19 protein-coding genes and 2 pseudogenes are annotated in these 25,046 nt (G+C 68.4%); 14 read left to right on the plus strand and 7 right to left on the minus strand.

What is annotated here, in order from left to right; all coding sequences use genetic code 11:
* Positions 1 to 290: 290 nt before the first annotated feature.
* Positions 291 to 710, minus strand: a complete 420-nt coding sequence (locus LG395_RS37760) for an SPW repeat protein (RefSeq protein ID WP_225813619.1) — start codon at positions 708 to 710, stop codon at positions 291 to 293.
* A gap of 176 nt (positions 711 to 886) precedes the next feature.
* On the opposite strand from LG395_RS37760, the gene LG395_RS37765 reads away from it, so the two are divergent.
* From LG395_RS37765 to LG395_RS37780, 4 genes are all read left to right on the plus strand, one after another.
* Complete coding sequence (locus LG395_RS37765) at positions 887 to 1,414, plus strand: MarR family winged helix-turn-helix transcriptional regulator (protein ID WP_225813621.1); 528 nt, start codon at positions 887 to 889, stop codon at positions 1,412 to 1,414.
* A 271-nt stretch (positions 1,415 to 1,685) separates the two neighbouring features.
* Entirely contained in the window at positions 1,686 to 2,156 is a 471-nt protein-coding gene (locus LG395_RS37770) for an ATP-binding protein (protein WP_225813623.1), read from the plus strand.
* A gap of 172 nt (positions 2,157 to 2,328) precedes the next feature.
* The gene (locus LG395_RS37775) at positions 2,329 to 3,420 is read left to right on the plus strand and encodes a PP2C family protein-serine/threonine phosphatase (protein ID WP_225813625.1); all 1,092 of its coding nucleotides are present in this window, start codon (positions 2,329 to 2,331) and stop codon (positions 3,418 to 3,420) included.
* A gap of 235 nt (positions 3,421 to 3,655) precedes the next feature.
* A complete protein-coding gene (locus tag LG395_RS37780) occupies positions 3,656 to 4,306 on the plus strand; it encodes a hypothetical protein (protein WP_225813628.1) in 651 nt (216 codons plus the stop codon).
* 350 nt (positions 4,307 to 4,656) lie between these two features.
* On the opposite strand, the gene LG395_RS37785 is transcribed toward LG395_RS37780, so the two are convergent.
* Positions 4,657 to 5,106, minus strand: coding sequence for a phage holin family protein (locus tag LG395_RS37785; RefSeq protein ID WP_225813630.1), 450 nt, complete (start codon positions 5,104 to 5,106; stop codon positions 4,657 to 4,659).
* 148 nt (positions 5,107 to 5,254) lie between these two features.
* A complete protein-coding gene (locus tag LG395_RS37790) occupies positions 5,255 to 6,940 on the minus strand; it encodes a chloride channel protein (RefSeq protein ID WP_225813665.1) in 1,686 nt (561 codons plus the stop codon).
* A gap of 316 nt (positions 6,941 to 7,256) precedes the next feature.
* On the opposite strand from LG395_RS37790, the gene LG395_RS37795 reads away from it, so the two are divergent.
* Entirely contained in the window at positions 7,257 to 8,909 is a 1,653-nt protein-coding gene (locus LG395_RS37795) for a penicillin-binding transpeptidase domain-containing protein (protein WP_225813632.1), read from the plus strand.
* A 323-nt stretch (positions 8,910 to 9,232) separates the two neighbouring features.
* Entirely contained in the window at positions 9,233 to 10,432 is a 1,200-nt protein-coding gene (locus tag LG395_RS37800) for a SulP family inorganic anion transporter (RefSeq protein ID WP_225813634.1), read from the plus strand.
* A gap of 320 nt (positions 10,433 to 10,752) precedes the next feature.
* On the opposite strand, the gene LG395_RS37805 is transcribed toward LG395_RS37800, so the two are convergent.
* Positions 10,753 to 11,484 carry an SAVMC3_10250 family protein gene (locus tag LG395_RS37805; protein WP_225813636.1) on the minus strand — a complete coding sequence of 244 codons (732 nt, stop codon included), beginning with the start codon at positions 11,482 to 11,484 and terminating at the stop codon, positions 10,753 to 10,755.
* Between the two features lie 175 nt (positions 11,485 to 11,659).
* On the opposite strand from LG395_RS37805, the gene LG395_RS37810 reads away from it, so the two are divergent.
* The 5 genes and pseudogenes from LG395_RS37810 to LG395_RS37830 all read left to right on the plus strand — a co-directional run bounded on the left by LG395_RS37810 (position 11,660) and on the right by LG395_RS37830 (position 17,153).
* Positions 11,660 to 13,453 (plus strand): hypothetical protein, encoded by a 1,794-nt coding sequence (locus LG395_RS37810; protein ID WP_225813639.1) that lies wholly within the window; start codon positions 11,660 to 11,662, stop codon positions 13,451 to 13,453.
* Between the two features lie 46 nt (positions 13,454 to 13,499).
* Complete coding sequence (locus tag LG395_RS37815; protein ID WP_225813641.1) at positions 13,500 to 14,687, plus strand: serine/threonine-protein kinase; 1,188 nt, start codon at positions 13,500 to 13,502, stop codon at positions 14,685 to 14,687.
* Positions 14,688 to 14,845: 158 nt separating this feature from the next.
* Positions 14,846 to 15,668: pseudogene (locus tag LG395_RS37820) on the plus strand (IS5 family transposase).
* Between the two features lie 154 nt (positions 15,669 to 15,822).
* Positions 15,823 to 16,350: a DUF6584 family protein gene (locus LG395_RS37825; RefSeq protein ID WP_225813642.1), complete on the plus strand. Its 528-nt coding sequence runs from the start codon at positions 15,823 to 15,825 to the stop codon at positions 16,348 to 16,350.
* 92 nt (positions 16,351 to 16,442) lie between these two features.
* A pseudogene (locus LG395_RS37830) lies at positions 16,443 to 17,153 on the plus strand (transposase).
* A gap of 1,133 nt (positions 17,154 to 18,286) precedes the next feature.
* Here LG395_RS37830 and LG395_RS37835 read toward each other — a convergent pair.
* Complete coding sequence (locus tag LG395_RS37835; protein WP_225813644.1) at positions 18,287 to 18,979, minus strand: ABC transporter ATP-binding protein; 693 nt, start codon at positions 18,977 to 18,979, stop codon at positions 18,287 to 18,289.
* Positions 18,976 to 20,064 carry an ABC transporter permease gene (locus tag LG395_RS37840; RefSeq protein WP_225813645.1) on the minus strand — a complete coding sequence of 363 codons (1,089 nt, stop codon included), beginning with the start codon at positions 20,062 to 20,064 and terminating at the stop codon, positions 18,976 to 18,978. The genes LG395_RS37835 and LG395_RS37840 overlap by 4 nt, the downstream gene beginning before the upstream one ends.
* A 169-nt stretch (positions 20,065 to 20,233) precedes the next feature.
* Here LG395_RS37840 and LG395_RS37845 point away from each other — a divergent pair, with 169 nt between their 5' ends.
* Both LG395_RS37845 and LG395_RS37850 read left to right on the plus strand, forming a co-directional pair.
* The gene (locus LG395_RS37845; RefSeq protein WP_225813646.1) at positions 20,234 to 21,454 is read left to right on the plus strand and encodes a sensor histidine kinase; all 1,221 of its coding nucleotides are present in this window, start codon (positions 20,234 to 20,236) and stop codon (positions 21,452 to 21,454) included.
* The gene (locus tag LG395_RS37850; protein ID WP_171158809.1) at positions 21,451 to 22,089 is read left to right on the plus strand and encodes a response regulator; all 639 of its coding nucleotides are present in this window, start codon (positions 21,451 to 21,453) and stop codon (positions 22,087 to 22,089) included. Before LG395_RS37845 ends, LG395_RS37850 begins: the two co-directional genes overlap by 4 nt.
* 693 nt (positions 22,090 to 22,782) lie before the next feature.
* Here LG395_RS37850 and LG395_RS37855 read toward each other — a convergent pair.
* A complete protein-coding gene (locus LG395_RS37855; protein ID WP_225813648.1) occupies positions 22,783 to 24,273 on the minus strand; it encodes an MFS transporter in 1,491 nt (496 codons plus the stop codon).
* A gap of 157 nt (positions 24,274 to 24,430) precedes the next feature.
* Between LG395_RS37855 and LG395_RS37860 the strand changes: the two genes are divergently transcribed.
* Positions 24,431 to 25,000: a TetR/AcrR family transcriptional regulator gene (locus LG395_RS37860; RefSeq protein WP_225813650.1), complete on the plus strand. Its 570-nt coding sequence runs from the start codon at positions 24,431 to 24,433 to the stop codon at positions 24,998 to 25,000.
* The last annotated feature ends 46 nt before the right edge of the window (positions 25,001 to 25,046 follow it).

Here is a 25,046-nt window from a genome sequence, read left to right on the forward strand (position 1 = left end):
CAGCCTCCTCCTCGAGCTCCGTCGCCAGTCCGGGCGACTTCACCGCGGGCTCGGTCCGCAGCGGTCGCTCCCCGCCGCTTTGCGGACCATACGCCGAACCCTGCGCCTGGCCGACTTCTGACGGCGGACAGGCGCAGTGCCGGATCCTTCACAGTGAGGAATGCCGTCGTCAGCCGTCAGGTAGCGACGGAGTGCATTGCGTACGCTGTCGCCACCCGTATGGGCGCTCGGCAGCGGTCGGCACGTGACGGCGACGGCGGGACCACACGCCGACCGGTCGGTTACCGGTGTCAGGTGCGGCTGCGAGAGGCCATCGCCGTGGTCATCAGCCCCAGGATCACCGCGATGCCGCCTGTGACGGAGTTGCTGATGATCGTCCCGGTCGTGGCGGACGCGTGTTGGACGACCCATGGGCTGACGATCGTCCACGCGCCGATACCGGCCGCGACCCAACCCATACCGAAGGTCCGCTCGTAGATCGAGCCGAAGCCGAGGGCGAGGACGGCCAGGGCGATCCCGGTGACCAAATTGCTGACAGCCAGCGGATTGCCGCCGAAGCCGACCACCCAAGGAGAGATCGCAAGGTACAGACCAGTCAGCAGGGTCACCCCCTCGGCAGCCTGCAGTTGCGGTCGAGCGGAGACCTCCGCGTAGTGGGCCCGCATCGCCATGATGTCCGGGTGTTCGTCGATGCGAGTGTGCGTGGCCACGGGGGCCACCTCCCTTCCCATCGAGTGTGGGTGTTTTGTCGCCTCCTGAGTAACCGTCCTTACGCCTCCGATTCACTGGCACAGTGCAAATTTTTCGATTCTTTTCGACGCTCTTGGAGCGCTCCCGTAACCGACTGTGGTCGGGGGTGGCGGCATCCGCGCGGTAGAAAGGATGTATGGCGGAGACAGACACCCCGGTTGGGGACGTGGATGACGTGGACGTGGTCACGCGAGCGGTGCTGACCGCTTCCCGTTTGCTGGTGGCGGTCTCCGCCCGCTCGCTCGCCGAGGTCGAAGAGCGGGTCACGCTGCCGCAGTTCAGGATGCTGGTGGTGCTGGCGAGCCGGGGCGCCACCAAGCTGGTCGATCTGGCCGAACTGCTGCAGGTAGCGCCGTCGACGGCCATGCGCATGGTGGACCGGTTGATCGCGGCCGGGCTCGCGGACCGGCAGCCCAACCCCACCAATCGCCGGGAGACCATGCTGCAGCTCACGGAGGAAGGTCGCCGAACGGTCGAGACGGCAACAGCTCGGCGTCGGGCCGAGATCGCCGCCATCGTCCAACGCCTGCGCCCGACGCAGCGCCTGGCGCTCGTAGAGGCGCTCGACGCTTTCAACGAGGCCGGCGGAGAGCCGCCCGCCTCGGCCGAAGGCGTGGATCCGCACCCGCTCGGCTGGGCACTGGACCTTCCTCCCGGGCGGTAGGCCTGTCTGCTGCGCCATCGCCGTGCTGTGATGCAGACGACATCGGAGCGTCATCGAAGATTGCATAATCTAAGATTCCCGGTTGGCCGCCTCCTGTGCTGTGCCGGCGCGTGGCCAGGCATGCATAACGCTCATTTCCAGGCACCCCGCATCTCGGAGCCCTATGCTTGCACTGTGCAAAAGGGTAGGTGGTGTCTCTTCCGCCGCCTGATGGGCCACGCTGCCGCCGTCGACGCTGCGGCGTCTGTCGATGCGGGAAGCGAGCGATGGGATGAGCAGTGGAACCGGAGGGGGTGATCGACCGGTCGACGCACCGCTCAGAGCTTCCGCCGCTTATGACGGCAGCACCGCCGGCATCGCACACGCGCGGGAGCTGGCGCGGTCATTCCTTGGACAGGTCCGGTCTGTCCACGGCCGTCGGGTGTCCGAGCACGCTTCGCACGCGGTGCAGCTCGTGGTGAGCGAGCTGGTGACGAATGCGTTCAAATACGCACCAGGGCCGTGCCTGCTCGACATCGAACTGGCAGAGGGGCGCATACGGATCACCGTCCGGGACACTGCGCCTGAGCTGCCGGTGATCCGGGCCCCGGAGCCGGGCCGGGTCGGTCAGCACGGTCTGGAGATTGTCAGAGCCTTGAGTCAGAGCTTCGAGGTGCATCAGGAGCCGGCCGGCAAACGCACCGTGGCAACGGTGATTCTCGCGGACGGTCCCGCAGACACTGCGGCCGATCAGCGGTCCTGACGAGCCGGGGGACGTTTCGGCATTGACTCTCGTACGCGCAACGTCAAGGGCGCCTGGAACGGCGTGGCGGTCCCCTCGTGCGCTTATTTGCATAGTCTAAAACCGAGGCAGCCCCGTCTCGACGTGGAGCATCCGGACGGCAAGTATGAACTGTGACACCGATGGAGGACGCATGACCGGGGACAAGCCGACGCCGGGTTCCGCCCTGCTGACCTGGATGCCGGTGGCGGTGATGACCGTCGTGGCCGTGGCGGACGTGGTGGCCGGGCCGGGCGTGGGGTTCCTCCCGTTGGTCTCTCTGGGGCCGGCGTTCGCCGGCCTTGTCGGCGGGTGGCGGCGCACGGCACTGATCGGGTTGGCCGCGCTGCTGTTGTGCGTGGCACTGGGGCTGTATGACGGGCTGTTCGAGGAGCGGCGGGGGTACACCGCGATGGCATCGGTCGGCGGGGTCACCGGAGTGGGTATCGCGGCCGCGGTGATGCGCTCGCGCCGGGAGGCGGAGCTGGCCAGTGTGCGGTCCATCGCCGAAGTGGCACAACGGGTACTGTTGCGGCCCGTGCCACGGACCGCCGGCCCGTTGCAGGTGGCGGTGTCATACACCTCGGCGGTCGCGGAGGCGCGCATCGGCGGCGATCTGTACGAGGTGGTGGCCTCACCGCACGGTATCCGGGTGATCGTGGGCGATGTGCAGGGCAAGGGACTGGCCGCGGTCGAAACCGCCGCCGTGGTACTCGGCGCCTTCCGGGAGGCGGCACACGACGAAACCGACCTCGCCGGGCTCGGCGAGCGCCTTGAGAGATGCGTCAGCCGTGAGGTCGAGGGAGAGAAGTTCGTCACCGCTGTTCTCGCCGAGATCGGCGAGGGCAATGAGGCCGTCTTCCTGAACTACGGCCACCCTGCTCCCATGGTGGTGCGGTGCGACGGAACCTCCGAGTTCCCGGAGCCGCCGGCCTACGCGCTGCCCCTGGGCCTCGACGCCCATGACAGCGACGGGCCGCAGCCTTACAGGGTGCCCTTCGGACCGGGCGAACAACTGCTGCTGTACACGGACGGTGTCACCGAGGCCCGCGACACCGAAGGAGCCTTCTACCCGCTGGGAGAGCGAGGGGCGAACCTGCTCGAGGCGCCCGCGGCACACCAGGCCCTGGAGCGGCTGCGCGAGGACCTGGTGCGTCATGTAGCCGGGCCTCTCCACGACGACGCCGCCATGCTCCTGCTGCGATACCACCGTCACGCTGGGGGAGAGGGGGGCGTTACGGCGTGACGCTCCCGGAATTCCTGCCTGGCTCAAGAGAACGGAGGCAGCATGAAGGCGGCAGCGTGACCCGGCGGTCCGGGCCGTCGCGCTGTCCGACACCATGGAGGCCGGATGCGCTACGCGAGCGGCGGCACATGTGGTCCATGAGGAGAGGGAAGGCCGTCCGGAAGTGACATCCCGACGCCAGGGGCCCCGGCCCTCCTCGTTCGGTGCGCCACGCCTCGCGGTCCACGTTCGCGACATGGTCTGGGGGCCGGCCGGATTCACCGGTGCACCGCCCCGCTGGCTGGTGGCTGAAGGGCTCCTCGTCGGCGTACTCGGCGTCGTGGCGATGGTCGGTGTCGCGTTCTTCGGAGCGTGGGTGGGCAAACCCTCACTGGCCGGCGGTGAGGCGAGCATGGTCTGCGCGGCGGCTCTTGCCGTCTACCTCATGTGTGTGAGAGCCGGGCGCGCGCTGGTCGGTATCACCGCGCTGCTGGCGATGGCATTCGCGGCACGGACTCCGCAGGCCGCCGCCGGGATGGTGCTGGAAAGCCGGGGGCTGGTCGAGTCCGCGGTGGTGACGTCGGTGGAGAAGGGGAATGCCGCGGACAGCGAGCGGGGCCGGTATCTCTGCTCGGTCTCAGACGCCCGTGGCGTTACGCTCGGAACTCAGATCTGGCGCGGCTGTGGGCCGACGAGCCGACCCGGGGATGTACTCCCCGTGGTCTACGACCCCAGGGGCTCGGTGCCTCCCCGGGGTGTGGGGCAGGGGCCACTGGACGACTTGGTCCCATGGGCGGCGGCCGTCGTCGGGGCGAGTGTGGTGGCGGTCGTTCGCTCGATCCGCCCGCCCGCCGGACCCACCGAGGTTCCGCTTCCCACTGGCACAGGTCTACGCCGGCCCGGCTGAGTCGTCCGCTCCGGTGAGGGGCTGCTGGGCTGACAGCGGGCAGGGTAATGGCCGACCGACGGCAGTGGTGGCTGCCCGAGCGCGGAGCGAGGGCGACAGGTTCCTGACAGCCGCCTGCCCTCGGCCCGGCGAGTTGTGCCGGGCGAATGGCTGCCGCCGGGCCGACCGCGCCGCCTCGGCCTTCATTCTTCCTGGTGGAGGATGCGAGAGGGCCGGTTAGCCGCACGGGACATGGGCAGCAAGCGGCGATCGTCGCCTGGTGATGGCCGACCAGACGGTACGACGCCCCCGGTCCCGCAGTGCCCGTTCCACGACCTCGTGGCAAGGCCGTGAGCCGCCCGTCACGCCGATCACTCCAGATCGTCCGCGTCCTGGTCGGTCCCTGTCGGTACCGGAGACGACTCAGTTTGTCCCTGCTCCAGCCGCTGTGCTTCCCTTGTCATGCTGTCGGCGGTGGCCTGGGCGGCGGAGCGGAGGCGGTTCCGGGCGGCCATGCCGAGCGCTGCCGCGGAGGAGGCGTACAGACAAGCCAGCGTCAGCGCGGCCCGTCCCCTCGGCAGCACGGACTCGACACCGCGCAACGCTGCCTCGTGCGCCGCCCACAGCGCGAGTACGCTGCACGTGCCCGCGCCGGCGAGCAGCGCTCCGCCGGCGCCCAAGCGCCGGAGGGCGCTCAGGGCCTCCTGCTGGATCGCCCTGACCTCCCGCCGGGCCAGTTCGGCGGTGTCCTCTGCCAGCCGGGCCGCCGCGTCGCCCACAGGGCTGCCGGCCGGCTCCTCACCGTCACGTCGCGGGTACATCGCACTCTCCCGTCCGTCATCGCGCGCACTCTCTGGCGGCCCGGGGGCCGCCACGTGCTCCCGCAGTACCCCGGTGGGCACGGCCGTACCACCCGCGACCGGTACCGACCTGGTCCGGGGGAACGAGGGCGAAGCCGGGGCAAGAGGTTTACTGCGCTGGCACAGGGTGGACTGCCCGCAGCGCGCTGCGATGGCTGAGCCAGCCGACCGGACGGCTGCGTGCGGAATCGAAGACGGGAACCCCCGAGCCTGCACCGTTGAGCAGGACGTGCACAGCCTGCGCCAAGTTCTGGTCCGTGGTGATCGGGGTGGACGGCTCGGTCAGTTCACCGATGCCCGTGGGCACGGCCTCGGGATCTTCCATCAGCGCCTCGGCGACGGCTTGGGCGGATATGACGCCGATGTGGACACCGGCCTCGTCCACCACTGGAAGTGCGTCGTACCCGGAGTGACTCAGGGCATCCGCCGCGTCCGGGAGCGGCGTGGACGAAAGCAGCGGCGTGGGCAGCGGTTCCATGACCGCGCCGACTCGCTGAAAGCCGAGTGGTGCGTCGTGGGCGGGGGCGGTGAGATCGATGCCCCGGCGACGCAGCTTGAGGGTGTAGATGGTGTCCCGTGACAGCAAGCGGCTGGTGGCCGTAGCGAGCACGATGGCGAGCATCAGCGGCAGGATGATCGAGTACTCCCCGGTCAGCTCGAAGAGGATCACCACGGCGGTGATCGGCGCCCGAGAGGCGCCCGCGAAAACGGCCCCCATCCCCACCAAGGCGTAGGCGCCCACAGCCCCCGCCGTTCCGGGCAGCAGGTCGTGGGCTCCGAGGCCGTACGCGGCTCCGAGCATCGCCCCGATGAACAGACTCGGCGCGAACACGCCACCTGAGCCGCCGATGCCGATGGTCAGACTTGTGGCCAGCACCTTGCCCACCAGGAGCAGGAGTAGAAGACCGATCGCGTAGCGACCCTCGGTGGCCTTCTCCAGGACCGGGTAGCCGACGCCGTACATCTCCGGCAAGGCCAGGAGCAGTACGCCCAGAGCCAGCCCGCCGACCGCCGGTCGCAGCCATTCCGGACCCCGCCAGAGCCAGTCGCAGGCGTCCTCGATCAGGTACAGGACGCGTGAGAATCCCGTTCCCACCGCTGCGGCCAGGACGCCGAGCAGGGCGAAGAGGCCGTACTGGGTGAGGTGGTCGACGTGGAAGCGTGGCAGAGTCAGGAACGCCACATCGCCGAAAGCCGCCCGGCCGATCACGCTGGCTGTGACGCTGGAGAGCACGGCCACACCGAATGCCTCCGCGCTGAAGGTGCCGAGGACCAACTCCATGGCGAAGAAGACGCCGGCTAGCGGAGCGTTGAACGTGGCCGCGATACCACCTGCCGCGCCGCAGGCGACCAGGAGCCGCATGCGGCCTTCCGTTACCTTCGCGAGGCGGCCGAGCGTCGATCCCAGGGCCGACCCGATCTGCACGATCGGTCCCTCGCGGCCCACCGAGCCACCTGAGCCGATGGTCAAGGCGGATGCGAGGGTCTTGACGACGGCCACCTTCGGACTGATCTTCCCGCCCCGCTGGGCGACGGCAAGCATCACCTCGGGGACCCCGTGTCCGCGCGCCTCCTTCGCGAACCGGTTGACCAGAGGGCCGTAGAGGAGGCCGCCGAGAGCCGGGGCCAGAAGTACGAAGAACGGGCCGAGCCAGGGCACGTGCGGGTTGCTGCTGCCGGGAGCGGACGCATAGTCAGTGTGACCGGAGAAAGCGCGGGTGAAGGCGAGGATGCACCAACGAAAGACCACTGAACCGGCTCCCGCGCCGCCACCAACCGCTATGGCCAGCAGCATGAGTCCCCAGGGGCTGGTGCGGATTCCAGGCCTCGCCGTTCCTGGGCCCAAACCGGTGATGATTTTGTTCGGGTCCACATGGGCCGGATCCAGTGGTGCCCTGCTGGCCATCGGTTCCCCTTCCTTACCTTGCAGTATGCAAAATGATGGGCCACGCTGCCATAGTCGGGTGGTGCTGCGGCGGCGGAGAGCGCCACGAGAGAGTGTGGTCGCGGTCGCCGACGTGTTCGACTAGGCGGTCCGCTAAGTCGGACATTGAGCAACGATCTTTCGATGCTCTAAAGATTGTACAGTGCAAAGCGTGTAAGATCCCCACATGAACGTGGCTGTGAAGATGGGGATCGCGGGTGCGTGCGCCGTGGTGCTGGCCGCCGGTGGGATCGGTGCCTACAGCGTTGTCCACGGGTTGGTCTCCGGCACGACGGCGAGTGAGAGTCCGGTGGGAGACAGTTTCGATCCTTCGGCGCTGTCCAGCTCCCCGCCATCCAACGACAAGGCGGTCGAGCTGGCCCGGTCCTTCCTGGATGACTGGTCCGGCCAGCGTCTACAGCGGGCGGCTGCTGCTACGGACGCGCCGGACACGGCCGCCCCAGCCTTGCGGAGCTACGCGCAAGGGCTGCATCTGAAGAACCTCGTCTTCAGTGACGTAGTGGCCGTGGGGCCCTCTGCCGCGGCGCCCGGTGGCACCAAGGTCACCTTCCACGTGACGGCTCAGGTGGCGGGTGGAACCTGGAGGTATTCGAGTGCGGTGGCCGTGCTGCAGAGCCGTAACGGTGCGCCGGCGGTGCACTGGAACAACTCGGTCCTCTATCCAGGACTCACAGGCGGCCAGTCACTGACCGCTGGCAAGCTCCCGCGCGACCTGGGCGCGGTCAGGGTCGTCGCCAGCGACGGCAAGACGGAACTCGCGGGCTTCCCCTCTCTTCGGCAGATGGCGGCGACGATCCGCGAGAACGCCGAACCAACCGGAGGAACCGGTGACATGGGCGTGGCCGCAGTCGGTCCCGGCGATGCGCGCAGGACGCTGCACGTCTTCGTCAAAGGGCGGGCGCCGATCATCAAGACGACCATCGATGCGTCTCTCCAAGCGGTGGCCGAGGAGGCCGTGGAAGACGGCCATCTCCAGGAAAAGCCGGCGGGAGTTGTGGCGCTCGACTGGCGGAACGGGCACATTCTCGCGGTCGCGCACACGGGACCTGACGGGGACATCGCCATCAACGGCATCAAGTCACCGGGCTCCACGATGAAGATCATCACGTCGGCCGCCCTGTTCGACCAGGCGGGCCTGACGGCGAACAGTCCGGCTCCCTGCGCCAACTCGGTGACAGCCAACAGTCAGGTCTTCCACAACGACCCGGGTGTGAGGGCCAATCCCGGGGCCACCCTGGCCCAGGCGTTCGCTGTCTCGTGCAACACCTCGTTCATCAAGGAGGGCTTTCACCACCTCGTGCACGACGGAGACGCCTCCGCCCTGCACGACGAGGCCGTGAACGTCTTCGGGATGGGCAGTTGGTCGATCGGCGGAGGCGTCGCCACCACGGACCCCAGCATTCCGCCGGACGTCCAAGGGGGAGACCAGGCGGCCCAGTTCATCGGGCAGGGCAAGGTCACAGCCACACCGCTGTTCATGGCGTCGGTAGCGGCAACGGTGCGCAATGCCGGCTTCCACCAGCCGATCATCCTCCCGGGCCAGGAGCAGGAGCGAGCGCCACGGCCCATATCGGCAACGACGGCGGGGTACCTGCAGACGATGATGCGTGATGTGGCCACCAGCGGTACCGCGGCACCGCGCCTCGGCGGACTCGCGGATGTCGGAGCGAAGACGGGTACCGCGGAGGAAGGGGATCACACGAACGGCTGGCTGACTGCGTACAACTCCCGGGTCGCTGTGGCGGCACTCGTCGAAGGCGGGCGTTCCGGCGTGGACTCGGCGGGCTATGTCGTCCGGCGACTGCTGATCGCACGCTGAGGAGCGGCCTTCTGGGCTCAGCCCTTTGGCCGTCAGCGCTCGTCCGGATGAGACGGCGGCGGTGCGGCAGGGGGGCTGACGGGCGAGCAGTAGCCGATGTGCCCCTCGACTCAGCCCAAGCACGCGACCGGAAGATCCATACCGGATAGCGGGCGACTTCGGTCCGGATGGTCAACTGACCGTCCTGAGCACGGGTTTTGCAGTCCCAGGGATCCCCACCCCTGGCCGGATTGAGGCTAATGGGGCCTCTGGCCAGGAGTTATCCCGTCTGTGGGTTCTGGCGTCCCGTCTCAGACGCGCGCAGCGGGAGCGTCCTGCTCCAGATGGCCACCGTCATCCTGGCCGGTGTCTTCCAGGTGGTCCTCGGTGCGATCGGTGTGGCAAAGCTGATGCAGTTCGTGCCCCGCTCGGTGATGACCGGCTTCGTCAACGCCCTCGCCATCATGATCTTCATGGCGCAGGTCCCCGAGATGCACGACGTGCCCTGGCCGGTCTACCCGCTGATCATCGGCGGGCTCGCGCTGATGGTGTTCTTTCCGAAGGTCACCAGGGTGGTTCCGGCGCCTCTGGTGTCCATCGTCATCCTCACCGTGATCACCGTGGCCGCCGGGATCGCCGTGCCCACCGTCGGCGACAAGGGCAAGCTGCCCTCCTCGCTGCCGGTGCCCGGCCTGCCCGACGTGCCCTTCACCCTGGACACGCTCACCACCATCGCCCCCTACGCCCTGGCGATGGCGCTGGTTGGACTGATGGAGTCCCTGATCACGGCCAAGCTGGTCGACGACATCACCGACTCCCACTCCTCCAAGACCCGTGAGTCCATCGGACAGGGCATCGCCAACATCGTCACCGGCTTCTTCGGCGGCATGGGTGGTTGCGCGATGATCGGTCAGACGATGATCAACGTGAAGGTATCCGGAGCCCGCACCCGCGTCTCCACCTTCCTGGCGGGTGTGTTCCTGATGGTGCTGTGCATCGTCTTCGGGCCGGTCGTCTCCGACATCCCCATGGCCGCGCTGGTCGCCGTCATGGTCATGGTCGCCTTCGGCACCTTCGACTGGCACTCCATCGCCCCCAAGACACTGAAGCGGATGCCCGCCGGTGAGGTCGTCGTCATGGTTGTCACTGTGATCGTCGTGGTCGCCACCTCCAACCTCGCCATCGGCGTCGTCGTCGGCACCATCACCGCCATGGTGATCTTCGTCAAGTGCGTCGCTCGCCTCGCCCACGTCACCGCCGTCATCGACCCCGACGGCAGCACGGTCGTCTACTCCGTCACCGGGGAGCTGTTCTTCGCCTCCTCCAACGACCTCGTCGGCCAGTTCGACTACGCCGGCGACCCGAAGAAGGTCGTCATCGACCTCTCGGCCGCCCACATTTGGGACGCCTCCTCCGTCGCTGCCTTGGACGCGATCGAGACCAAGTACGCCCAGCGCGGGAAGACCGTCGAGATCACCGGTCTGAACGACCCAAGCGCCGACCTCCACGGCAGGCTGACCGGCGAACTCGCCGGCAGCAACTGATCCTCAGCGCCGCAACACCAGAGGACCCCGGCCAACCGGCCGGGGTCCTTTCAGCAGAGACCCGGATATGCGCGGTGACGATCACTGGTGCGCGTCATCAGGGCAGTCGTCGGCCAGGTCGGGTGTTTCCCCGTCCCCCGGCCAGCACGAGAGTTCCCGGACTCCGAGCCGTCGGCAAGGCGGGTACGTCCGTTACCTGGACGTACCCGAGGTTCGTATGTGCGGTCATGATGGTTTGGGTCGAAGCGTGGTCTCTGCACGACCTACCAGACGCCTGCGCGCGTCCTGCTGCGGCGCTCCTGAACGCTTGCGGGCAGCGCTCAATCCGAAGCGGCCGCCGCGTACTCCACGATGAGCGGGCTCGCCACTACGCACGGCCTGTTGGCACTGCTACCGGGTAGCACTCCCGTGACGCGCGCGTATCCGGTCATCAAAGCGGATGTGTCAAGGCTGAGGTCTTCGTTGTCCAGGGCGTGCAACAGTTCCTGCACGCCTCGGCGGTGAAGATCGGGGGCTGTCCGTGAAGCGGCCTGATCTGCCGCCATGGGGTCGCGGTGTCTGGTGAGTGCCTCGACGACCTGGCCGGCCCTCGTGACGAATGCATGTCCCAGGCTGGAGGCTGAGTTCGCTACCTCCAACACGGGCCCGTCGACTGACATCGGGTTCCAGCCTCGCAGGTGCCGGACAGAACCGTGCATCAGCAGACGGCAACTCTGCCCCGATGCCGGGTTCAAGTCTCCTCCGGGCGCGGGGTCCACGAAGAGCACGAGGTCCTCGTGGGCGCCGCTGAGCGTCACGCATCGAAGAGGCACCTCATACTGAACCCACTGCCCAGGTCGCAGCCCTGGCCTTTCGTACCAGTCCGCAACAAGTTCCACATGCCGGTACACCTGACGTCGGTGCCGGCTCTGCTCTTCGTCCGTGGTCGGCGCGTCCATGTCGATACCGCCGAACGGCGTGGTCACCCGAAGAGCAGCCGTACGCGGGGCGCGCCGCGGCTCGGGCATGAACTGCCGCAGTTTGCTCTCCGACAAGTAAACGATCTCACGCAAGAGGCTTCCTCCGTCAAGTGCGCCGGGAACGTGGCACGCCATACTGCCACCATGCACTGACACGGCCGCCAGCACACAACCGCGCGACAAACTCGGCCAGTTGATTACCGCTGGTGCGCGTTGACCGGATAATGAGCAAGTCGTGCTGCGTGACACGAGGAGCCCGGGGGACGTCATGGAAGACCGGTACGAATCGGACTCGGCACTGGAGCGACTCCGTGAACGGGTGGAGGGCATAGGACAAAGCCAGACTCGGCATGAGGGAAAGCTGGAAGGCTTCGAGGAGAACCTCCACGGCGTACGAGCACACGTCGGCAAGCTCAGCGGCGAACTAACCGAAGTCCGCAAAGAGCTTGCGGGGTTGGAGAGCGCGGTTACCGACACACGTCAGACCCTGGACAGCTTCATCGAACAGTACGGTCGCGACCGAGAGGTGGCCAAGGCCCAGGCCGAGCTGTCCCGCCTGACAACCCAATGGCATGCGGACTTCGCCCAGCGGAAGCACACGCGTGCGCTGGCCCGCGGACTCGTTCACACCCTCACTGCGCACGCCGTCAACAGGGGAGTCGTCAATACGGCTACGGTGCGAGCCTGCACAGAGGAACGCATGCTTCTCGAACCGACATACTGGCTGGCACCGGCTGCCATGACGGTAGCAGCCGCATTCCGTAACGAGGTAGAACGAGGCGAGAGCGCCCACGCACACGCGCTGATGCTGGACGCCGCCAAAACCAACCTCTTCTTTGCACTGACCTATTCCCGCCTCGGAGACCAGGTCAAGGCGGCCAACTGTATGGATCTCTACCTGCAATCACTTGATCCTGACCGACTCGGGCAGGACTTCTTCGTGGTCCTGGACGCGATCGCGAGCAAGGAACTGGGAGAGGAGGCGCTCGGCTATACGCAGGTGGCGATGACGGGATGGAGTCAGAGCAGGCAGCTCACTCCGGTTGCTTCCTATCCGCCTGTCGACCTGGCCGATGACGGCGAGTGCGAGGTTCGGCTGCAGAGCCTGCGCCGACCCATGCCCAGGGGCCAGTACGACGCACTGCGCGAGGCGTGCGGGCGGCAGTGGGAGTCGCTCGAGGAAGGCTGGGAGCTGGCATCAGTGCCCGGCAGAACTCTGGCTCACCTCAGGCGCACATTTCCAGACGGGCCGAACGGGGTCGACTGGCCCGTCAGCACCGGCCACTACGTCGAAAGTGCCCTGGAGCGGCTCATCAACCAACCTGAGCCCGATGAGGCCGCCATGAGAGAGAGAATGCACCGGCTCGAACGTGTCATCGAGCATGGAGGAGACCTCGAAGCGGCCAAGGCAGCACACGAGATGTCCCTTGGTCCTGACGCGGAACCAGTGACCTTCATGACGCTCCTCGACCAGGCCGTCTTCGAGCCGGCCACAGCGCGGCTCGGCTCTCCGGCCCGCCGCATGGCCCTTCGCGCCATCTGGCCGAGCTTGGAGCATGCCGCCAACCGCATCGTGGCAGCCTCCCGGTACCACCTCCCTCAATACGTCAACCTGACCATCGCCGACTGGTCCTGCACCGTCCCGACGGATCCGCAGCGGACGGTCGATCCAGGCCCACTCCTTGATGACCTGGCGACGCACATCGAACAGCAGACGCAGAAGCAGTCGGACGCGGTGGTGCGCCGATGGCCGCGCATTTGGGGTGCCCTGGCGATCGGAACCCTCACCGGGTCACTCGTGGTGCCGTTCACTGAGGGGGTATGGCTGGGACTGTTCCTCCTGGTCGCCCTCGCCATGTTCGCGTGGGCAGCGGGGGAGATATGGGGTGTTCCCCTGCGCAGGAAGCACGTGCTCGATCAGGGGGGCCGGCTACGGCGTGAAGCCGTATCTACGTTGGCCGAGGCCCTGGAGCAGCGTGAGGACTTCTTCGAGGAGTGGCATGAGGCGATGCGGGGTCTGACGGCCCTCACAATGTGGGGAGGCAATCGCACACCGGACTGACCAGCGGCTCATCGGGGTGTGGCGAGTGAACGGAAGAGAGACACAGGTGGATGCCTTGCAGCTGATCGGCGGTCGTTACCAGCAGAAAGGCGACCCTGCCAGAGGCGCCATGGGCGATGTATGGATGGTCGAGGACACGAAACTCGGCCGAACCGTGGCTCTGAAGTTCCTCGCTCGGCGCCGGCTCTCCCAACAGGGAGCTCTCACGGAGTTCGTCGATTCGACGGTGAAGATGTTCGAACGCGAAGGTCTGGCCATGGCGCGGATCAACCACCCCCACGTCGCGCACATCTACGACACCGGCGAACATGACGGCGAGTTGTACATCGTCATGGAGTACGTAGACGGCAAGTCACTCGCTGAACACCTGAAGACAGGCGCGACTCTCGCTCTCGAGCCAGCCGTGCGCTGGACCCGCCAGATATGCGAAGGGCTTGAGGCCGCGCACAAGGCCAAGGTGCTCCATCGCGACATCAAGCCCGACAACATTATGATCACTCAGGAACGCGACGTGAAGATCGTGGACTTCGGGCTGGCGTTCCTCGCCGACGTCACCCAGTCGCAGACGACCGCAGGCACCCCGCTCTACAAGGCACCGGAGCGATGGAGTGGTGAACAGGGAAGCCTGCGCAGCGACTTGTACTCCGTGGGCTGCGTCCTTTACGAGATGCTGACAGGCCGCCCACCGTTCGGCAGCCCCGGCGACGACGTCATGGCCGTGGGCAGGATGCACCAGGAGGACACACCGGCACCACCGAGCGCACACCGCCCCGGCGTTCCCCCTCAGCTGGACTCCATTGTTCACATGCTGCTGGCCAAGGAGCCGGCGCGGCGCCCGGAGAGCGCCCAAACCGTGGCGGATGCGGTGAGGGAGATCCAGCATGTTTTGGATGCGACGGGCCTGGGTGATGCGATGGAAGAGGCAGACCAGGTGGAGACGTCCGCCACCGATGTCGGCCTCTCTGGAAGCATCCGTGCACTGGACCGCCGTATCTTCGACCTTGAGCGCAGGTTCGGACCGACTGACCAGTCCGTGATCGAGGCGCGCGCGAAACACGCTGAAATCACCGGTCAGTCAGGCGATGCACGAGGAGCCGTGGCTCTCTACAACCGGCTCGGCCACGACTGTCAGGACTTCTTCGGACCCTATGATGTGCGAGCGCTGAGCGCCTTCGAGGGCGTCGCACGATGGATTGCGGAAGCGGGTAGAAAGCCGAACACGACACAGCGTTGAGGGGTTCGCCGTCGTCAGGTCGTGGCGGGATCGGGGCCATCGCATCCGTAGCGAAATTGAGTGCTTAAGTCATGTGATCGGCCGATCATTACCCATCTCAGTCACGTGCCCTAGGCAGTGTCTTCAAATGATCTTGAGTGGTGGATCATGGACGGGTGATACGTCGCCATGAACTGTCCGATGCCGAATGGGACTTCGTCAGGCCGCTGCTGCCCGTGTCATCGCGAGGGCGCAAGCGGCTGGATGACCGCAGGGTCCTCAACGGGATCGTGTGGAAGTTCCGTACCGGGACGGCCTGGCGGGATGTGCCTGAGCGGTACGGGTCGTGGGCCACGCTGCACACCCGTTTTCGCCGGTGGGCGGCACGTTCGAACGGATGCTCCGCGCCGCCCAGTCCCGGGCCGACGCCGTCGGTGACATCGACTGGCTGGTGTCGGTCGACTCCACCATCGTCCGCGCCCACCAGCATGCCGCCGGCGCCCGAAAAGGGGGCTCCGCAGCCCAGCTCTCGGGCGCTCCCGAGGCGGCCTGACCAGCAAGATTCACCTGGCCTGCGACGGTGCCGGCCGCCCGCTCGCCTTCATCGTCACGGGCGGCAACACCAACGACTGTACCCAGTTCTCCGCCGTGATGGAGGCGATCCGGGTGCCCCGCCCAGGCCCGGGGCGGCCCCGGGTGCGGCCCTCGCACGTCCTGGGCGACAAGGGCTACAGCTCCAGGGCGATACGCAGCTGGCTGCGTCGGCGCGGGATCAGCCACACCATTCCCGAGCGAGCCGATCAGGTCCGCAACCGGCTGAACCGCGGCAGCCGTGGCGGACGGCCCCCGGCCTTCGACCGCGACATCTACAAGCGGCGCAACGTGGTGGAACGGTGCTTCAACAAGCTGAAGCAGTGGCGCGGCATCGCCACCCGGTACGACAAGACCACCGAGTCCTACCAAGCAGCCATCACCCTCGCATCGCTCCTGATGTGGGCGTGACATTTGACGACAGAACCTAGCACGCCAACGCGGACGGTGTTCAAGCGATGCGCTAAGGGGCTGTCCCGGTCCAGCCGATGCCGTTGAGAGCGAGCGAGTGCTGAGCGACAAAACCAGGTCGACGTAAGTCAGTGCGGTATCCGATCATGCGTTCATGCCCCTGAGAGAGACCCTTGCCCGAGTCGATGCAGACCTGGCCGCCGGCCGGATTCCCGTCGCGCGCCAGCGTCTACGCGGTCTCGTCTCGTCCTTCCCGTACGACCTGACGCTTCGCCGGCGTCTGGCCGAGGTGTACCGGCTCTACGGCGATGCCGCCGAGGCTGGACGCTGGATGTACCTCGAGGAGGACCGGAACGCCGGTGAGACCGCTTCCTTCGAGGCGCGGTACGGGTCTCCCGGGTGGCGGATGAAAGCCCTCGCCTGGCGTGGTCCCGAGGCCATGGCTGCCACCGCCTTCGCGGAGGGGCAGTTGGCCGCGGTGCGGACTGCCTGCGCCGAGGAGCTGGGTCACCCCGTCGACTGGGACGACCCGGACTCCTACCGGGACGATCTGGAAGAGGAGTACGAGGCGCCCTTTGAGCCGTGGACGGTCGGCGGTGTGCTGGCGGGCGTCGGCTGCCTGGTGGGGGCCCTTGCGTTCCTTGCGATCTGGGTGAGTGGAGTCGTAGCTCTCTTCGACTGACACAGGTCGCCGGGCCGGGGGGCGCCGCTCAAGGTTCGGTGGACCGTCCAGAACCGTCGTGAACGGGACATCGGCGCCGAGCGTTCACCGGGCTGAGCCCTCGCCTGTTCGGCAACTGGTGACCGTACTGCGACGTGAGGGTGCTGACGCGGTCCGCAAGGGCCGGCCGTGGAGCCGCCGCTGGAGGACCGGGCTCTGCCGGTCGCGGCGTATTGGCACACGAAAGTGACGATGCGCCAACTCGCCCCGCTCTCCGGTGTCTCCAAGTCGGCAGCGGACCGCACCATCGACCACCTCGGGCCGATGCTCGCGTTCCAACCCCGCAAGCGGTTCGCCAAGGACACTGTGCTCATCGTGGACGGCAGCCTGGTCCCAACCCGGGACCACGCGGTGGCGGAGTAGTCCAAGAACTACCGGTGCTCGACCAACCACCAGGTCGTCGTCACGCCGATACGCGCCTGGTCGTCGTGGCCGGCCGGCCCCTGCCCGGCTAACCGCAACGACTGCAAGGCACGGGAGGAATCCGGCACCAAAGCCGCTGCCGGCAGAACACTCACGATCGCCGACGGCGGCTATCCCGGCACCGGGCTCGTCATGCTCCACCGCCGACGCAAGGGCGAAGACCTTCCGGACTGTAAGGAAGCGAACAACAAGTGCCAGAAGCAGGTCTGCGCCCGCGTCGAGACGTCTTCGCGCGCATGAAGACCTGCAAGATCCTCCGCGACTGCCGCCTCAAAGGCGACGGAGTCCATCACGCCATGCTGGGCATCGCCCGGATGCACGACCTCACCCTCGCCGGATAGACCGCGCTACTGTCAGTGACGATCTCTGGTGCGCGTCATCAGGGCAGCCGTCGGCCAGGCCGAGTGCTCCCCCGTTGCCCAGCCAGCACGAGAATTCCCGGTGCTGGTTCGGTGCTGACTCGGAAGGGTAATTATCGGAAAAGCCGCAGGTCCTAGCCTCGATCGGATGAGTTGTCGTACCACTCGATCGTGGTCCCGATGAGGCTGGCGGCGACGATGCGGGGGAGGCTGGCGGGGGGTGGGGGAGCGGTGGTTCCGGAGGCCATGTGCGCCACTTCCTCGTGTGCGGTGGGGACGGGTACGTGTCGGCACACCGTAGAAACACGCACGTCAGGGGCACATGTGGTGGGGCAACATAGTTCGGGGGGCGACTATGCGTTTGGCCACCATGCCGGCTCACGGAAGGGCGGTTCAGGGGCTCGGAGATGGTCGCAACGACTGCTGTCCGGGACGCGTAGTTTGGCGTGATTTGACGGTCTGGTGCTGGCTACCGTGCTGACTTGGTGCTGACTTGGTGCTGACTACGCCGCGTTGGTCTCGGACATCACCGCACCGACCGAGGACCCTGAGGTCAACGCCACGACGCCGATCTGTGAGGCGGAAGAAGGCCAAAGCTCCCAGTCCTTCGCCTCAGGCAAGCGCAGCGCCTGGTTGGCGGCCTCCTGGATCTCGCTCCGGACGGACGAGGACAGTGCGCCTCGCCATTTGCGGGGCCACCGAGAAGGTAATGGGGGGGCAGCGGCCCCGCCCCTGCCGCCAGCCGTGTGACCGCCCCGGACAGGGCGTCGTACGAGAGCGTCGGTGTGCCTGTGGCTGGGTCCGGCTCGACACTGCCCGCGGCGAGGGAGGTCCTGCACTCCCCGTACACGGTATGCGGCTTACGCCCAGCCTGGTGAGTCGGAGGACTTGTTTGCGGCCTGCGCGACCGGCAGGTCGGACCTCGGTCTGCGTCGGTCACTCCAGGGTGTCGCGGGGCACAGCGCAAAGCCGCCCCCTCCACCCGTCGACCCCCCGGCCCGAACCCGCCCAACCCCCGGCCCGAACCCGCCCAACCCCCGGGAGCACCGCCCGCAGCGCCCCCGCTGAGAGGTCCTGACAGAGGCGTTGGACATGTTGGACATGGGGGTATGTGGTCAGGCCGAGCAACGCTTCATGGCCGGGATGCGCAGGCGTCCGTCGTGGACTTCGGCGATCTGATCGACGTCGGTGAGGTAGGCGCGGTCGTGGGTGACCAGGACGGTGGCGGTGGCCTGCTGATGGGTCAGCCGCGTGATCAGGTCGATGACGGCGGCGCCGTGTTCGTGGTCGAGGGCGCTGGTGGGTTCGTCGACCAGGAGGACGCTGGGGTCGTTCATCAGGGCGCGGGCGATGTTGACGCGCTGGCGCTGGCCGCCGGAGAGCTGGTGGGGCCGTCGGCCGGACTGGTCGGCCAGGCCGACGGCGTCGAGGAGCTCCATCGCGCGGGAGCGGGCGGTGCGGGGCTTGCGGCCGTCGATCCCGGCCATGACCTGGAGTTGTTCGGCGGCGGTGAGGGAGGGCAGCAGGTTGGGCTGCTGGAAGACGATGCCGATCTTGTGGCGGCGCTGTTCCGTCAGCTCGCCACGGGTCAGACCGGTGGTGGAGGCGCCGTCGATGGTGACGGTGCCGGAGTCGGGTGTGATCAGCGTGGCGGCAACCGCGAGGAGGCTGGACTTGCCGGAGCCGGAGGGGCCGACCACGGCGGTCAGGCTGCCCCTGGGGACCTCCAGGCTGACCTGGTCGAGGGCGGTCAGGCGGGTGTCGCCGTTGGGGTAGGTGAGGGTGATGTCGGTCAGTTTCAGGCTCATCGGGCGCTCCCCAGGGCGGTCAGCGGGTCGACGGAGGTGATGCGGCGGACGGACAGGGCTGCTCCGACGGTGCCGAGGAGGACCATCACAGCGGCGGGGGGCAGGACAGTGGTGGGGGTGAGCAGGAAGGGCACGGCGGAGCCGGTCAGGAGTGCTCCGAGGGCGGCGGCGATGCCGGTGCCGAGCAGGGTGCCGCCGGTGAGCAGGACGACGGCCTGGCCGAGAGCGTCCTTCAGCAGGCTCGCGGTGGAGGCGCCCAGGGCCTTGAGGACGGCGATGTCGCCGCTGCGCTGGATGGTCCAGACGGTGAAGAAGGCGCCGATGACGAGCGCGGAGATGACGAACAGGAAGCCGCGCATCAGCTGCAGAGACCCGTTTTCGGAGGTGTAGGAGCCGATCGCGGACAGTGAGTCGTCCTTGGTGACCGTCCGGGTGCCGGCCCGGTGGTCGGTGGCCGCCGTATCGGCAGGGGAGGTGGTGTTCAGGGCGATCACGGTGGCGGTCGGGCCCTTTCCCCGGCCGGTGGGAGGTGCGGTCTCCTGCCAGACACTGAGGCTGGTCCAGATGACCGGGGTGTGGCTGAAAGAGGAGTCGCCCTTGACGGCTGCCACCGTCAAGCGCCGCCCGGCCAGGGTGAGGGAGTCACCCGGGCGCAGGCCGAGGTCGTCGGCGGCTTGGGCGGACAGCACCACCGCGCTGTCGGTGATCTTGTTGCTGTCGGGGGCCAGGCGGGAGCCGGGCTGGACACCGAAGGCGGAGACCCCGGTGCTCTTGTTCCCGGCGGTGGCCTTGGTGGTGGTGATCCCCAGCGGTTCGGCGTCCTCGACGCCGGGCGCCTCGGACCACTGCTGCCACTGCCGCTCGGTGACGGTGGAGTTGGCGTACGACAGCCTCTGACTGCCGCCGGGCGCCTGGAAGGCGATCTTGTCGGCGGGCAGGGACGTGATCGCGGAGATGTTCTGTCGGCCCAGTCCGGCCGTCAGCCCGGACAGCAGCCCGACCAGCAGGGTGATCAGCACGATGACGGTCCCCGTCAGGGCGAAGCGCCCTTTGGCGAACTTGAGATCTCTCCAGGCAACGAACACGCCTCGACTGTCCTTTCCGGCGGGAAGCGGTATGCCTCCACCGTCGCCGACGACCCCCAGTGCGCGGGTCTGGCGCAGGACGGCACTTGGCGGGCCGAAAGGCGGAATGCGGGTCGCAACTTTCGACAGAGGCCCCTCGGCCCGCCGCCTCCGTAGTCTGGGACGTACTGTGAACACCGCTGCTCCCGCCCTGACCCCGACCACCCGAGCCCTGGCCTGGTGCCTGCATCTGCTGCTCATCGGCCTGCTCGCATTGGCCGCCGCCCGGGCCGTGACCGGCGACCGGCCCCACGCCGGATGGATCGTCGCCGCGTCCGCAGCGTGCGGTCTGGTGTACGCGATCGGGCCCGTGCTGCCGGGCGTACGCCGCTCGCGGCGGGCCGCCGGGCTGTGGCTGGCTGCCGTGGGCGCCTGCTGGCTGGTGCTCCTCGCCCTGTCCCCCGACGCCGTGTGGGTCGCCTTCCCGCTCTATTTCCTCCAGCTGCACCTGCTTCCCCGCCGCGCCGGACTGACGGCGGTGATCGCGACCGCCGCCGCGGCGATCGCGGGATTCGCCGCCCACCAGCACTCCTTCAGCCCGGCCATGGCCATCGGTCCCGCGCTCGGCGCCGCTGTGGCGGTCGCCGTGGTGTGGGGGTACCAGGCCCTGTACCGGGAGAGCGAACACCGCCGCAGACTGATCGAAGAGCTCACCGCCACCCGCGCCGATCTGGCCACCGCCCAGCACACCGCGGGTGTCCTCGCCGAACGCGACCGCCTGGCCCGCGAGATACACGACACCCTCGCCCAGGGCCTGTCCAGCATCCAACTGCTGCTGCGAGCCGCCGAACGCGCCTTGCCCCAGGCCCCGGAGAACGCGGCCCACTACGTCGGCCAGGCGCGGCAGGCCGCCGTCGACAACCTGGCCGAAGCCCGCCGCTTCGTCGCCGCCCTCACCCCGCCCACGCTGGAAGGCACCACCCTGGCCGGCGCCCTGGAACGCCTGTGCACCACCACATCCGCCCGGCACCGGCTGCCCACACGCTTCCACCTCACCGGCGACCCCGCCCCGCTCGCCACCGCGCACGAGGTCGCCCTGCTGCGGATCGCCCAGTCAGCCCTGACCAACACCGTCCGCCACGCCGAGGCCACCACCACGGAAGTAACCCTCAGCTACCTCGGCGACCGCGTCGCCCTTGACGTGGTCGACGACGGGCACGGCTTCGACCCCGACCAGGTGCCCGCCCCCGACCCCGAGGCAGGCGGCTTCGGGCTGGCCGCCATGCGCGCCCGCGTCCACGCCCTCGGCGGCACCCTCACCATCGCATCCGCTCCCGGCCACGGCACCGCCCTGGCCGCCCGGCTGCCCCTCACCCCGCCGACCGAGACCGAGCCCGAGGCCCGCCCGTGACCGACGACACCCCCATCCGCCTGCTCCTGGCCGACGACCACCCCGTCGTACGGGCCGGACTGCGCGCCGTACTGGAAACCGAACCCGGCCTCCTCGTCATGGCCGAAGCCGCCACCGCCGAGGACGCCGTCACCCGCGCCGCCGAAGGCGACATCGACGTCGTGTTGATGGATCTGCAGTTCGGCAGAGGCATGGGCGGTGCCGAAGCCACCGCCCGGATCACCGCCCGGCCAGGAGCCCCCCGCGTGCTGATCGTCACCACCTACGACTCCGACGCCGACACCCTGCCCGCCATCGAAGCCGGCGCCACCGGCTACCTCCTCAAGGACGCCCCGCCCGAGGACCTGGCCGCCGCCGTACGCACCGCCGCCGCCGGACGCACCACCCTGGCGCCCAGCGTCGCGGACCGGCTGATGAACCGGCTCCGCGCCCCCGGCACCGCCCTGACCCCGCGCGAGAGAGAAGTCCTCGCCCTGGTCGCCGAGGGCCTGTCCAACCAAGCCATCGGCGCACGCCTCCACCTGACCGAGGGAACCGTCAAGTCACACCTCGCCCGCGTCTACGGCAAACTCGGTGTCGAATCCCGCACCGCCGCCGTCGCCACAGCCATCGACCTCGGCCTGCTCCGTCGCTGACCCGCGCACGCGTACGCCCGGGGCCCGCCGTCACGGTCCGGTCGGGCGACACCCTCGCCCGGGCGGCTCGCCGCATGGCGGTACGCCACGTCGAACAGCTGCCCGTCGCCGACGACGCGGACCGGGGCGACTCGGTGTCGTCAGCCGGTGGCGACCTGCCGAAGGTGTGCCTGCGGCCGGACGTCCGCGGGTGCTTCCGGGTCACCTATGAGGGCCTCTCGTTCGGATCATGCCGGGCTCGCGGGCCCTGGCACCGCGCCTCGCACCACACTCGCCGGGCCGAAGGACGCCGACGCCGCGACGCGACCGACGCCGTGCGTGGACAGCAGGGTGCGGCGTTCCTCCGGGGACAGGTTCCGCAACTGGTGGTACGGCAGAGCGTGGCCCCGACCGGGTGGAAGATCCATGCCTCCACCGCGCAGTGCGGCGACCGTGGACACCGGACTCATCCCTTGCCGTAGGCGTCCGGTCCGCACGCGCCGTCCGATGCCGCCGGGATCGGTCGCCCCCGTCGGCCGCGGAGCGGTGACCACGGTCTCCGCCTCCTGTGTGCCCGGCAGTGGCTCGCGTGTGTCCACTGTTGCTGATGTCCGAGGTTCTTAGCCTGGGGGTCGGCTAGGCGTGCAGCCGCCATGACGGCCCGGACAGGGAGTTCAGCGGCGGAGCCGGGTGCGGAGCGCCGGGGGAGAGTGCTCATGCCTCGGCGGGGGGCTCGGGGACGCGGATCACCAGCAGGGCGACGGCCAGAGCGCAGCCGACGAAGACGATGCTGCCGGCGAAGGCGCTGCGGACACCTTCCGTCACCACCTTGTGCACCGCGCCGGCGCCCGTGCCGGCGTGCCTGGCGGCATCGTCGGCGGACGTGCCGTACACGGTGACCAGGATGGCCAGGCCCAGGGCACCGCCCAGCTGCATCATCGTCTGCAGCACGCCCGAGGCCGCGCCGGCGAGCTGCTGGGGGACGCCGCTGAGCACCGTCACGTTCGTGGGCATCAGGCAGCAGCCCGCGCCGATGCCGAAGAGCAGCATCGGACCGAGCACGCCCGTGAGGTAGCTGTCGGAGACCGAGATGGTGCTGAGCCAGATCGCCGTGACGGTCATCAGCAGCGCGCCGACGACCATGAACCGCTTGGCACCGTGCCTGGGCAGCATCCTCGGCACCGCCCGCGCCACGACGAACATGCCCAGGGTCATCGGCAGGAAGGCGAGGCCGGCCTGGATCGGGGAGAACTCCAGGACATCCTGGATGAACTGGCTGAGGAAGTAGAACAGGCTGAGGATGGTCGCCGTGAACATCAGCATGCTGGTGTAGGCGGCCGTGCGGGTGCGCTCCGAGAACAGCTGGAGCGGGACGATGGGCTGCGCGGCTCGGCGCTCGGCCGGCAGGAACGAGACGAGCAGGACCACGGCGGCGGCGAAGCAGGCCAGCGACACCCCGTTGCCCCAGCCCTCGGAGGGCACCCGGATCAGCCCGTACACCAGGGCCGTGACACCGGCGGTGCCGCTGACCGTCCCGGCGAAGTCGAAGCGGCCGGAGTGCGCCGGGGTCTCCCGGATGCACATCGGGGCGAGCACCGCCACCGCCAGACCGATGGGTACGTTGACGAACTGGATCCACCGCCAGGACGCCAGGGAGGTCAGGATGCCGCCCAGGATCAGACCGAGCGAGGTCCCGGTCGCGGCGGTGGCGGAGTAGATGCTCAGGGCCCGGTTGCGGGGCGCGCCCTCCTCGAAGTTGCCGGCGATCAGGGCGAGCGTGCCCGGTGCCGCCATCGCCGCGCCCACTCCCTGCAGCGCCCGGGCCGTGACCAGCAGCCACGGCGTGTCGGCGATGCCGCCGAGCAGCGAGGACACCGTGAAGATCACGGTGCCCACGACCAGCACCCGGCGCCGCCCGAACATGTCGCCCATGCGGCCGCCGAGCAGCAGGAGGCCGCCGAAGGCCAGCAGATAGGCGTTGATCACCCACGACAGGCCGACGGGGGAGAAGCCCAGGGCCTTCTGGATGCTGGGCAGTGCGATGTTCACGATCGTCGAGTCGATGGCCACCATCAGGTAGCAGGTCACGATGACCGTGAGGGTGAGGGCGGAGCGGTTCGGGCGTGACGGCGCGGTCGCCGACTGTCCCGGTGCGCCGGGCTCGTCCTTGGCGGGTGGCGAGCCGACGGTGTTCTGGTTGGACATGCTGCTCCTTGGGAGGACCGGGGCGATGGGGCCGCGCGCCGTCGACGACGTCGAAGTGCCGAGCGGGATACCGTCGGCCGCGCTTTCACTCAACGAGCGTAGAGTGAAGCGGCAGTCACGGTCAACGTGTGTTGAGTGAAGCGGTTAGCATGGGTGTGTGAGTACCGAAGAGCCCCCGCTCTCGCGAGCCGAGCGACGCCGCTCGACCGAGAAGCGCATCCTGAACGTCGCGCGTCAGCTGTTCGGTGAGCTCGGTTACGACCGTGCGACGATCCGAGGCATCGCCAAAGCGGCCCAGGTCGACCCCGCCCTGGTGATGCAGTACTTCGACAGCAAGGAGAACCTCTTCAGGCAGGTGGTCCGGCTCGACGCCGCTCAGTCCGCCCCGGAGACCGCCGACCCGCTCATCGCGCAGCTCATGGCAGGTCTCGGCGTGAAACTCGCGGGCATGCCCGCCCCTTCGCTGGCCATGCTCCGCTCGATGCTCACCCACCCGGACACGGCCGCGGAGATGCGCGAGACGTTCGACCGCCAGATCAAGCAGGTCTCCGCGGTCCTGGAGGGGGACGACGCCGAACTGCGGGCGGCACTGCTGATCATGGCCCACCTGGGCGTCGTCGTCGGCAAGCATCTGCTCGAACTGGAACCGCTGCGCGACACCCGGCCGGAGCGGATCATCGAACTGCTCGACCCCTGCTTCAAGACCTTGACCGATCCCGCGTCCTGACGGCCGCAGGACCCGCCCGGCTCGGGCTGGTCACCGCCCCCGGGCG

It is taken from the genome of Streptomyces spinosus, from assembly GCF_020400655.1.
GTDB classification, from domain to species: Bacteria; Actinomycetota; Actinomycetes; order Streptomycetales; family Streptomycetaceae; genus Streptomyces; species Streptomyces argyrophylli.